Annotated in this window: 9 protein-coding genes; 8 read left to right on the top strand and 1 reads right to left on the bottom strand. The window is 38.1% G+C overall.

The window, feature by feature from the left end:
- Together APS80_RS03185 and ltaS are read left to right on the top strand one after the other, a co-directional pair.
- Positions 1-819 (top strand): 5-oxoprolinase subunit C family protein (locus tag APS80_RS03185; protein WP_059106842.1); only part of this gene is annotated, 819 nt, incomplete at its 5' end.
- Positions 820-1,734: 915 nt separating this feature from the next.
- A complete protein-coding gene (gene ltaS / locus APS80_RS03190; protein WP_059106843.1) occupies positions 1,735-3,675 on the top strand; it encodes a polyglycerol-phosphate lipoteichoic acid synthase LtaS in 1,941 nt (646 codons plus the stop codon).
- A 60-nt stretch (positions 3,676-3,735) separates the two neighbouring features.
- Here ltaS and APS80_RS03195 read toward each other — a convergent pair whose 3' ends face one another.
- Positions 3,736-4,554, bottom strand: coding sequence for a ZIP family metal transporter (locus tag APS80_RS03195; RefSeq protein WP_059106844.1), 819 nt, complete (start codon positions 4,552-4,554; stop codon positions 3,736-3,738).
- 111 nt (positions 4,555-4,665) lie between these two features.
- Here APS80_RS03195 and APS80_RS03200 point away from each other — a divergent pair, with 111 nt between their 5' ends.
- From APS80_RS03200 to APS80_RS03225, 6 genes are all read left to right on the top strand, one after another.
- The gene (locus APS80_RS03200) at positions 4,666-6,549 is read left to right on the top strand and encodes an ABC-F family ATP-binding cassette domain-containing protein (RefSeq protein WP_059106845.1); all 1,884 of its coding nucleotides are present in this window, start codon (positions 4,666-4,668) and stop codon (positions 6,547-6,549) included.
- A 10-nt stretch (positions 6,550-6,559) separates the two neighbouring features.
- Complete coding sequence (gene recQ / locus APS80_RS03205; RefSeq protein ID WP_103170771.1) at positions 6,560-8,341, top strand: DNA helicase RecQ; 1,782 nt, start codon at positions 6,560-6,562, stop codon at positions 8,339-8,341.
- Positions 8,342-8,560: 219 nt separating this feature from the next.
- Entirely contained in the window at positions 8,561-9,514 is a 954-nt protein-coding gene (locus tag APS80_RS03210) for an ABC transporter ATP-binding protein (protein WP_059106846.1), read from the top strand.
- On the top strand, positions 9,511-11,025 hold the full coding sequence (locus tag APS80_RS03215) for an ABC transporter permease/substrate-binding protein (RefSeq protein ID WP_059106847.1): 1,515 nt from the start codon (positions 9,511-9,513) through the stop codon (positions 11,023-11,025). Before APS80_RS03210 ends, APS80_RS03215 begins: the two co-directional genes overlap by 4 nt.
- 84 nt (positions 11,026-11,109) lie before the next feature.
- The gene (hisC, locus tag APS80_RS03220; protein WP_059106848.1) at positions 11,110-12,165 is read left to right on the top strand and encodes a histidinol-phosphate transaminase; all 1,056 of its coding nucleotides are present in this window, start codon (positions 11,110-11,112) and stop codon (positions 12,163-12,165) included.
- Positions 12,166-12,324: 159 nt separating this feature from the next.
- Positions 12,325-12,861 (top strand): 5' nucleotidase, NT5C type, encoded by a 537-nt coding sequence (locus tag APS80_RS03225; RefSeq protein ID WP_059106849.1) that lies wholly within the window; start codon positions 12,325-12,327, stop codon positions 12,859-12,861.
- Positions 12,862-12,913: the final 52 nt, after the last annotated feature.

A 12,913-nucleotide genomic window follows, 5' to 3' on the forward strand; every position in this document is an offset into this window, starting at 1 on the left:
ATTCGCTTTACAGAACCGACATTGATCGCGTTGAGTGGCGGTAGTTTTAAAGCCCGTACACAAACGATGACAATTCTACCAAACAAGCTTTATTTAATGGAAAAAGGGGATGTACTCCGCTTTACTGAAACAAGCCGTACGGGTCGCGTTTATCTCGCAGTGGCTGGTGGATTTGAATTAGAAGAATGGTTAGGTTCTAATTCAACGGATTTCAAAGCAAAAATTGGTGGATTTCACGGTCGCAAATTGCGTAAAGGCGACGAGGTAAATATGAAACGTGATTATAACGAACGTCATGAAAAACTGTTTGAGAATCTAGAAGAGACACATCAAACTGACTGGGGCATCGATGGTTATGCACTGTCATTTAATTACATGTCAGACGTCATTCATGTGATAAAAAGTAAAGGAACGGAAGACTTTGATAGTGAAGCGTTAGAACAGTTTACGCTCAATGAATATAAAGTGACGAGCAAGGCGAATCGTATCGGTATGCTTGTGGAAGGCACCCTTGTTAAAGCGTATTACGATGATATGCCAGCCCATCAATCTGTTAAATGGGGTACGATTCAAGTGAAGCGTGATGGGACGCCCATCATTTTACTCAACGATCATTACACGTTAGGTAGTTATCCGCAAATAGGCACAATCGCTAGCTATCACTTAACGAAACTGGGACAAAAAGCGCAAGGTTCTAAACTTAAATTCCAATTTATTGATATAGAACGTGCTGAAAATAACCTCGTAAAATACAGTAATTGGATGAACCAATTATTCCATGGTATTGAATATCGCATGCAGTTAGAAATGTTAAAATAAAGTAAAGGCAATTGATGTGGTAAAATAAGTTTTAAAGCTATAAAAGGCATAGTGTCATATTGAAGAACAAAAATAGAGAAATAGTGATAATTGCTGTGGCGACGCGATTCTTCAGTCGTGAAATGCATTCGAACACAGCACATACATATAAAAGTTGACGATAAAGAGACATAAAAAAAGAAAATGAATACGTAAGTCTCAAGGCTGATTAGCTTTAAGCTATCTTTCTATATAATTGATCATATTGGAAATAAAATTATCATGTTTATGATGATGTTTAGAAATCGCATAGCTAAGCGGTTTATAGTAGATAAATAAACAATATTAGAGTTATATATATTGAAAAAAGTGTCTTTTTACTTGATATTTAATTCGAATTGCTCTATATTTGTTTATTGAAATATGCGCATTTTGTTACATTTAGATTACAAATATAGTGTGATTGTAAAGAAAGTGTGACGAAATCATTCTATCATTCATTTAATTTTTACAAACAGAGAACATAAACAGAGTGAGAGTGAATGAACCGATAAAAGTAAATGGATAATAAATATTGACGATACGCTTGATGGACGAAAGCGTAAATGTCGTTATATAGCAGGAAAGTAAAGTAATAAGCGATAAGAAATTTCCCCAGTAGAAGATGTAGACAAAGGTGCATTTTAACCGTTTCATAGACTAAACGCTCGGCACATTTGTCTAGGGGAGATTAAAGGAAAGATAAAAACAAAGCGATAGCATACGCGAGACACGCAAAAGTATAGAAATCAATGATTGCAATAAACGAATGTTTCGTCTGTTGTAACGCGATAAATCTATTTTTGTAACGCATCGAATGACGCACAAAATGATGAATACTGACATACTATGCTGAGTGAGACTGCTCCATAGTAAATAAAAACGGAGGAAACAAACATGAGTATACACAAAAAGAAACTGTCTCTTTTTGCTTTTTTTATTTTAACAGTCCTGACTGTTACGCTGAAAACATACTTTTCGTACTATGTTGATTTTTCATTAGGCGTTAAGGGTTTAACTCAAAACTTAATACTCTTACTTAACCCATACAGCTTAATCGCCTTAGTACTAAGTGTGTTCTTATTCTTTAAAGGGAAAAAAGCATTTTGGTTCATCTTTACTGGCGGTTTCTTACTTACTGTTCTATTGTATGCGAACGTCGTATACTTTAGATTCTTCTCTGACTTCTTAACGTTCAGTACGTTAAATCAGGTAAGTAATGTTGATTCAATGGGTGGTGCTGTGGGCGCATCATTCAAATGGTATGACTTTATTTATTTTGCTGATACAGCTGTATACCTATTCATACTCATTTTTAAACAAAAATGGTTAAGTAAACGCGTATTTAGTAAAAAATTCGTACCTGTTGTGATGGCTGCTTCCGTGGCATTGTTCTTCTTGAACTTAGCATTTGCAGAAGCAGATCGACCAGAACTACTCACACGTACATTCGACCATAAATACTTAGTTAAGTACTTAGGACCATATAACTTCACGGTCTATGATGGTGTCAAAACCATTCAAAGTAATCAACAGAAAGCGTTAGCCAATGAAGATGACTTGACGAGAGTATTAAATTATACAAAACAAAAACATTCAGAACCGAATCCGGAATATTACGGCGCAGCTAAAAAGAAAAACATTATTAAAATACACTTAGAAAGTTTCCAAACGTTCTTAATCAATAAAAAAGTAAACGGTGAAGAAGTGACACCATTCTTAAACAAACTTTCTTCAGGTAACGAAGATTTCACTTACTTCCCTAACTTTTTCCATCAAACAGGACAAGGTAAAACATCTGACGCAGAGTTAACGATGGATAATAGTTTATATGGTTTACCTCAAGGATCTGCGTTCTCATTAAAAGGTGATAATTCATATCAATCACTCCCAGCGATCCTAGAACAAAAACGAGGTTATACAACGAACGTGATGCACGGGGACTACAAAACATTCTGGAACCGAGATCAAATTTATAAACACTTTGGTTTAGATAAATTCTATGATGCGACGTACTTCGATATGTCAGATGAAAATATCGAAAACTTAGGTCTGAAAGATAAAGAGTTCTTTAAAGAATCTGTGAATTACTTAGATAAAGAAAAAGAACCATTCTATTCACACTTAATTACGTTAACGAACCATTATCCATTCACATTATCTGAAGAAGATGCTTCAATTGATCAACCTGATACAGGGGACTCAACCGTAGATGGATATATTCAAACGGCACATTATTTAGACCAAGCTTTAGAACAATTTGTGAAAGACTTGAAAGATAAAGGTCTTTACGATGATTCAGTCATCTTACTTTATGGTGACCACTACGGTATTTCTGAAAACCATAACAAAGCAATGGAAAAATTATTAGATGAAGATATCACACCAGCGAAATTTACTGACTTAAACCGTACAGGCTTATGGATGAAAATACCTGGTAAAGACGGTGGCGTAAACGAAACTTACGGTGGTCAAGTCGACATCATGCCTACATTACTCCACTTAGAAGGTATCGACACGAAAAATTATGCGATGATGGGTACAGATCTCTTCTCTAAAGATCACGATGATACGATTGCTTTCAGAAATGGTGACTTTATCACAAAAGACTACAAATACGTGAATGGTCGTATCTATGATAATGAGGATAATCAACCAGTCACAGAAAAACCAAAAGACTTTGATAAACGTAAACAACAAACTGAAAAAGACTTGGAAACAAGTGATAAGATCTTGAATGGTGACTTATTCAGATTCTACGACAACCCTGATTTCGACAAAGTGAAACCATCAGATTATAATTATCCACCAGGTCCAAAAGGTTCAGAAAAACAATAACAGGAAAAACCCCTTACTCAACTGCGAGTAAGGGGTTTGTTTTGCAAAAAATGCCTTTTACTATCCAAGCGCAACGTCTAAAATCATCATAATTGTAAATCCAACCATTAAACTTAACGTCGCTAAATCCGTGTTGTTACCAGATTGTGACTCTGGAATGAGTTCTTCCACACAAACGAAAATCATCGCACCAGCTGCAAAAGCGAGTGCGTAAGGTAACATCGGTGTGACGATTAATACGGCTGCTGCACCGACTGTCGCGAAGATCGGTTCGACAATGGCCGATAATTGACCATAGTTGAACGCTTTCCACTGTGACGCACCTTCTGCACGAATCGGCATAGAAACAGCTGCACCTTCAGGTATGTTCTGAATACCGATCCCGATCGCGAGACCGAGTGCGCCGAGTAAGGTCGCTTGTCCGTTCCCTGAGACAACGCCTCCAAATGCGACACCGATGGATAAACCTTCAGGAATATTGTGCAATGTGATGGCTAAGACAAGTAAGGTGCTTTTATTTAAACTTTTCGTTTTGACACCTTCACGTTGTTGGTGCTCATCTGTCGCATTCCGATGAATATGTGGAATGACGAAATCTAAACCACGAATAAAGATTCCACCTAATAAGAAACCGATTGCTGCAGGTAACCAAGGAATAGCACCATCTTCATTGTATTCAATGGCAGGTTGTAATAAAGACCAAAAACTGGCTGCAATCATGATCCCAGCTGCGAAACCTTGCATCGTATTTAAGATTTTGTCGTTCGTCGTTTTAAACACAAAGACAGCCGCTGCACCAAGTGCTGTCAGTAACCAAGTGACGATACCAGCACTTAATGCTTGGATAGCAGGAGGTAGATTTTGAAATAATTCGGCCATACCCATGCCTCCTTTGTATCATTTGCGCTGAAAAAGATGTATAATATATAGAACTGAAATTTATTTTAACAGATTTATATTGAGATTACGATGTTAAAAGGGTGTTGGAGAATGGAATCATACAAGATTGAGCATTTAAATAAATCATATGCAGATAAAGTGATATTTGATGATTTACATTTATCAATATCTGAAGGAGAAAAAATAGGGCTCGTCGGAATCAATGGGACCGGCAAGAGTTCTTTATTGAAAGTGATTGCTGATCTAGACGAGGATTACGAGGGTGAGGTGACGCATCCAAATGGCTATCGGATACGTTATTCCTCTCAAAAACAAACCTTTGATGAAAATCAAACGGTATTTGATGGTGTGTTAGCTTCGGATTCGAAAGTCGCACAATTGATTAAAGATTATGAGCATGCGATGAACCGTTATCTTGAAACGCAAAGCGATGCGGATCTAGAACGCATGATGCAAGCACAGACGAAGATGGATGAAAATGATGCTTGGGATTACAGTGCTGAGGTAAAAACCATTTTATCTAAACTGGGTATTACGGAAACCGCGAAGCAAGTACACGAACTTTCTGGGGGACAACAAAAGCGTGTCGGCTTAGCGAAAACATTAATCGAACAACCGGATTTATTGTTGTTAGATGAACCGACAAACCATCTTGATTTTGAATCGATAAGCTGGTTAATCAACTATGTGAAACAATACCCACACACGGTTCTCTTCGTCACGCACGATCGGTATTTTCTTAACGAAGTTGCGACACGTATTGTGGAACTAGACAGAGGGAAGCTCACTTCTTATCCAGGTAATTATGAAGATTACATCGCCATGCGCGCAGAAAATGAACAGATTGAACAGAAACAACAAGAAAAACAAAAAGCATTATACAAACAAGAACTCGCCTGGATGCGTGCAGGTGCAAAAGCGAGATCTACAAAACAACAAGCGCGGATTAATCGCTTTAAAGATTTAGAACAAAATGTTAAAAATCAACACCAACAAGATAAAGGATCGCTAAACTTAGCTTATTCTAGGTTAGGTAAGCAAGTGTTCGAGCTCGAACATCTGACTAAACGAATGAACGACAAGACACTTTTTTCAGATATCACTCAAATCATTCAAAATGGTCAACAAATTGGTATTGTAGGACCGAATGGTGTAGGGAAAACGACACTACTTAATATTTTAAGTGGTGAAGATGAGGATTATGAAGGTGTCCTTAAAATCGGTCAAACTGTTAAAATTGCTTACTTTAGACAAACAGAAGAACGATTAGATCGTGATGTTCGCGTGATTGATTATCTACGTGAAGAAAGTGAGGTCGCTGAAGAACAAGATGGCACTTCAGTGTCTGTCACACAATTGCTTGAGCGCTTCCTTTTCCCAAGTGAAACGCATGGTAAGAAGTTATTTAAACTCTCGGGTGGCGAACAGAAAAGGTTATACCTACTCAAACTGTTAGTTCATCAACCGAATGTGTTGATGTTAGACGAGCCGACCAACGATTTAGATACTGAAACACTGACCATCTTAGAAGATTACATCAATACATTTGGCGGGTCAGTCATCACAGTCAGCCACGACCGTTACTTCTTAAATAAGGTCGCTCAAGAATATTGGTACATCCACGATGGGGTGATGGATCGTATCATAGGGGATTTTGATGATTATCTCGCTTTTCAAAAGGAACAGCAAAAAGAAGCTCAGCAAGTCGCTGCAGCCTCGACACCCAAACAAACCCAACCACCTAAGAAGCGCAAAAAAGGATTGTCCTACAAAGAAAAACGAGAGTACGAAACATTGTTAGAACGGATTGAACAAACTGAACAGAGATTAACTGAAATTGACGATGAAATGGTAGCAGCAAGTTCAGATTATGCGAAAGTTAAAGACTTAAGTGATGAGCAACAACAACTCAATGAACGCTATGAAGCGGATATGTTGAGATGGAGCGAATTAGAAGAATTAAAAGAACAATGAGGGAATACGAATGATGGAGCAAACTTTATCGCACTATTTTGGATATGAAACCTTTCGTCCAGGTCAGAAAGAAATAATAACTAAAATTATGGATCATCGTAACGTATTAGGGGTGCTACCGACTGGCGGAGGTAAATCCATATGCTATCAAGTGCCGGGGCTGATGCTTGGCGGCATTACGATCGTCATCAGTCCATTAATTTCTTTAATGAAAGACCAGGTTGATCAACTGACTGCAGCAGGCATTTCAGCGATTTATTTAAACAGCAGTTTATCTCAAGCAAAACAGCGTGAGATTGAACGTGGGTTAACTGAAGGCAAATACCAATTTCTTTATGTTGCACCAGAGCGCTTTGACAATCCTGACTTTATTGCATTATTACGTCAATTACCAATACGTTTAGTCGCTTTTGACGAAGCACATTGTATTTCAAAATGGGGGCATGATTTTAGACCAAGTTATCAAGCGGTGATTTCGAAAGTCCTTAGCTTACCACAGGATTTTGCGATTGTCGCATTAACAGCGACTGCAACGGCAGAGGTTCAAAAAGACATTATGTCACGCTTGCACATCGCGGATGAGGATGAAATTAAGACAAGCACGAAACGACCGAATTTAATATTTCAAGTGAATCCGACCTTCCAACGCCAAAACTTTGTCATTGACTATGTAAAAGATCATCCTAAACAGGCTGGCATTATTTATTGTGCGACACGTAAGCAAGTCGAAGAACTGGATGAGGCGTTACAAAATAATCACGTCAACAGTACGTATTATCATGCTGGGTTAACGAATAAAGAACGCGAACAGGCTCAAAATGATTTTATCTATGATCGTGTACGGGTCGTTGTAGCGACTAATGCATTTGGTATGGGGATAGATAAATCCAATGTACGCTTTGTCATTCATTACAATATGCCTGGCGATTTGGAATCTTATTATCAAGAGGCAGGTCGTGCGGGACGTGACGGTTTACCAAGTGACTGTATCTTGCTGTTTTCTGAACGTGATATCGGATTACATCAATATTTTATAACATCGTCTAAAGCAGACGATGATTATAAAGATAAAATGGGTGAAAAACTGACCAAAATGATTCAGTATACAAAAACGAAGAAATGCCTCGAAGCAACAGTAGTGCACTATTTTGAACCTAATGAGCGTTTAGAAGAATGCGGTCAGTGTAGCAACTGTAAACACACAGATAAAACGTATAACATGACAGAAGAAGCGAAGATGATTTTGAGCTGTGTGATTCGAATGCAACAACAAGAAAGTTATAGTGTGCTCATCCAAGTCTTGCGTGGAGAAGCATCTGACTATATTCAACATCGTCAATATAATCAGCTCTCTACCCATGGCATTATGAAAGAATATACGACGTCTGAATTAAGCCATCTCATCGATGAATTGCGGTTTAAAGGCTTCCTCAATGAGTACAATAGTATTTTGACGTGTGATAATTCGGTTAAATCCGTATTGAATGGTGATATTGAAATCTTTACGACGCCATTTAAACATAAGACGAAAGAAAAAGTGCATATCAATACGGTGGAAGGCGTGGATCGCGACTTATTCGATCAGCTTGTCGATGTGCGTCAACAACTCAGTCAGCAACTTGATATTGCACCGGTCAGTATTTTCTCAGATTACACGTTAGAAGAATTTGCGAAACGCAAGCCAGAATCTAAACAAGATATGATTGCGATAGAAGGGGTCGGCAGCTACAAATTGAAACATTACTGTCCGAAATTCCTTGAAACGATTCAAACGTATAAAGCAGGAGTTTAACAGTGCTTTTCAATGACTTAAGCATAGCATTATGCGTAGGTTGATTATAGAAAATATGGAGCTTATCTCACACTAGAGATTAGCTCCATTTTTTGTGCCTAAGATTAAATTCATAGCAATCATTTCCAGGCGTAAAATAACTGAGATAGATGTTTGATTTGCGTTTGAACCTCATGAGGTAGGGAAAAGACAGGACAAAAGGAGAATGAAGGTGACAACGTGATTGAATTTAAAAATGTAACGAAACGCTACGGGGATAAAGTGGCCGTAGATGATGTCAGTTTCCGAATCAAAGAAGGCGAATTTTTCGTGTTGATCGGGCCATCAGGATGCGGAAAAACCACTACACTAAAAATGATTAATCGGCTTGTATCGCTAACGACAGGCTATATTTATTTTAAGGATAAACCGATTAGTAATTATCCGGTATATGAAATGCGTTGGGACATTGGGTATGTCTTACAACAAATCGCATTATTTCCGCATATGACGGTGCGTGACAACATTGCGCAAGTACCCCAAATGAAAAAGTGGAAAGATAAAGACATCGACGCTCGAATCGATGAATTATTAAATATGGTAGGCATGGATCCCGAATATTATAAAAAGCGCAAACCTGACGAATTATCTGGTGGACAGTGTCAGAGAATCGGCGTGGCACGCGCGTTAGCGGCAGATCCTCCTGTCATTTTGATGGATGAGCCCTTTAGTGCACTAGATCCATTGAGTCGAGAAAAATTACAAAATGATTTATTAGAATTACAAGCACAAATTAAAAAGACGATTGTGTTTGTAACCCATGATATTCAAGAAGCAGTTAAATTAGGAGATCGCATCTGCTTATTAAATGAAGGTCATATTGAACAAATCGATACGGTAGAAAACTTTGCGAAGCATCCTAAAAATGACTTCGTCAAAACATTTATGGGAGAAGCAATCCATTCTGATCAAGATCAACGACAACTCGCAACAGTCCTCGACGACACACTTCGTGTAGAGAAGAATGACGAACAGTATCCAGAGGTTGAGAGTACAGACTCACTACAAAAGGCTTATCAATTATTAGCTGAACATGAAGCGGTTATTGTGCGTAAAAGTGATCAACTCTATCAAGTGTCACGCGCGGCGCTTCTCCGTTTTTTAGCAGACAATGAAGCAGGTGATGTGACATGAATGCATTTTTCCAAACGTTTGATTCAAAGAAAGATGAACTCGTCACAACGATTATCGAACATATTCAGTTGTCGTTTATTGCACTCATCATCGCCGTGTTAATCGGTGTACCTTTAAGGATACTATTAACCAAGACAAAAAAGTTATCTGAAATTGTGATGAATATTGCTGCGGTACTCCAAACGATACCATCACTTGCTTTACTTGGACTCATGATTCCATTGTTTGGTATTGGGAAAGTGCCAGCAGTGATTGCACTCGTCGTTTATGCCTTACTACCTATTTTGAGAAATACATATACAGGGATCTCTGAGGTGAATCCATCTTTAGTTGAAGCGGCTAGAGGTATTGGGATGAAACCAGGTAGACGACTCACAAAGGTTGAACTTCCAATCGCGATGCCAGTGATCATGGCAGGGATTCGTACAGCGATGGTACTGATCGTCGGCACAGCGACATTAGCTGCATTAATTGGAGCAGGCGGTTTAGGTGATTTGATCTTACTCGGTATCGATCGAAACGATACGTCACTCATCGTGCTTGGTGCGATACCTGCTGCATTACTCGCAATCATTTTCGACCTCGTGTTGCGCTTCATGCAACGCTTATCTTATAAAAAACTATTATTATCATTAGGTGCAATCCTTATCATTACTGTGATTGTCATTGTCGCACCGTTATTGAGTCAGAAAAATGATAACATCACATTAGCGGGTAAACTGGGTTCAGAACCATCAGTGATCACAAATATGTATAAAATACTCATTGAAGAAGAGACTGAACATACTGTGACGGTCAAAGATGGAATGGGCAAAACCTCATTCTTATTTAACGCGTTAAAATCAGACAATATCGATGGCTACCTAGAGTTTACAGGAACCGTGTTAGGGGAATTGACGAAAGAAGACTTAAAATCTAAAGAAGAGCAACAAGTTTATCAACAAGCGAAATCAAGTTTAGAACAAAAATTTGATATGACGATGTTGAAACCGATGAAATTTAATAACACATACACTCTCGCAGTGAAGAAAGATTTTGCTGAGGAACATCAACTTAAAACGATCAGTGATTTAAATAAAGTCTCAGATGAAATCAAACCTGGTTTCACGTTAGAATTTAATGATCGTAATGACGGTTACCCAGCAGTGAAAAAGGCATATGATTTGGACTTTAAAGACATTACAACGATGGAACCGAAATTGCGTTACCAAGCCGTTGAAAATGGTGACATTAACTTAGTAGATGCCTATTCTACGGATGCAGAGTTAAAACAATATGATATGGTGGCATTAGAAGATGATAAGCATGTCTTCCCACCTTATCAAGGCGCACCAGTCTTTAAGGAAAAATATTTGTCTTCACACCCTGAAATCAAAGCACCATTGAACAAGTTAGAAGGGCAGATTACAGATGATGAAATGCAGGAAATGAATTATCAAGTCACTGAAAAGGATGCAGATCCTTATGAGGTCGCACGTCAGCATCTTAAAAAACATCACTTAATTCAATAAACTGCATTGCTTTTTAAAACGCACAAAGGATATAATAGACAGTAAGTTTCGAAGTTTCTGTTAATTTAGGGGGGTATCTATAAAATGAAGAAACAACTAGAAAAATTATCAGCGTATCAACCGGGACTCTCACCGCAAGCATTAAGAGAAGAACATGGCATTAAAGGTGAATTATATAAATTATCATCTAATGAGAACTTATACGGCCCATCCCCAAATGTGAAAGAGATTATTAAAGAACATTTGGATGAGTTATACTATTATCCTGAAACATTTGCGCCATTATTAAGAGAAACCATTAGCGAAGCATTAGGTGTGGACCGTTCACGCATCTTATTCGGTGCTGGTCTAGACGAAGTCATCCTCATGATTTCACGTGCTGTGCTCAATTCAGGAGATAAGATTGTAACCAGTGCTGAAACATTTGGCCAATATTATCACAATGCCATCGTAGAATCCGCCGAAGTTGATTTAGTCCCATTAAGTGAAGGGAATTTCGATTTAGACGAAATTGCTGCCAAAGTGGATAAAGACACGAAACTTGTATGGTTGTGTAATCCAAACAACCCAACAGGTACTTATTTCACGCATGATGAATTAGATGATTTCTTATCAAAAATTCCAAGTGAAGTGCCTGTCGTGATTGATGAAGCTTATTTCGAATTCGTCACTGCTTCAGATTATCCAGATACATTGGCATTACAACAAAAATATGAAAATGCATTTGTATTACGTACATTTTCAAAAGCATACGGTTTAGCAGGTATGCGTATTGGTTATGTTATTGCAGCTGAAGACGCTGTAGAAAAATGGAACATCGTCCGTCCACCATTCAACATTGGTCGTTTGTCCGAATATGCTGCAGTAGCTGCTTACGAAGACCAAGATTATGTGAAACAAATACGTGAACGCAATGCGAAAGAACGTGCTAAATTCTTTGCGATTCCACAAAGTGAGCACTTCTACCCAAGTCAAACGAACTTTATCTTTGTGAATACGTCACGTCCACAAGCGTTATATGAAGCGCTCTTACGTGTAGGATGTATCACACGTCAATTCCCAACAGGAGTTCGTATTACAATTGGTTTCCCTGAACAAAATGATAAAATGATCGAAGTCTTGAAAAACTTTGATTATTAAAGCAGAAATTTGGATACACAATTGAGAGATTGAGACACCACACGTCTCAATCTCTATTTTTTTAATAAAATTAAAGATAGATTGTTTGCAGTAACTTTTGGTTAAAATGTATATTATTTGCTATACTTTAGTAAACTAGAGGAAAGGGTTGAAGCTGTTATGGGGAGAGAAACAATCGCAATTGATATGGACGAGGTATTAGCGGATACGCTCGGTGCCATCATTAGAGAAGTGAACGAACGCACAGATATGGGGCTCACTGTAGATCAACTCAACGGTCAGAAAATTAGACAAGCAATGCCTGAACATGATGGATTATTAACAGATATCTTGTACCAACCAGGTTTCTTTAAATCATTAGAAGTGATGCAAGATGCACAAGAAGTCGTTAAAAAATTAACGGCCCACTATGATATTTTTATTGCTACAGCAGCGATGGATGTCCCAACATCCTTCCACGATAAATACGAATGGTTAAGAACGAATTTTCCATTTTTAGATCCCCAACACTTTGTATTTTGTGGTACAAAATCAGTGATTAATACAGATTATTTAATCGATGATAACCCACGTCAATTAACTGCCTTTACGGGTAAACCAATCATGTATACGGCAGAACACAACCAATTAGATGATCGATTCACACGCGTGAACAATTGGCGTGAGGTGGAAGAATTATTATTGAAAAAGGACTAAGTACATACAATATAAGAGGATATGTTAAAGAAGGAGAGAAATCGGTGTCGAT

The organism is Staphylococcus auricularis, assembly GCF_001500315.1.
In the GTDB taxonomy this organism is placed as follows: domain Bacteria; phylum Bacillota; class Bacilli; order Staphylococcales; family Staphylococcaceae; genus Staphylococcus; species Staphylococcus auricularis.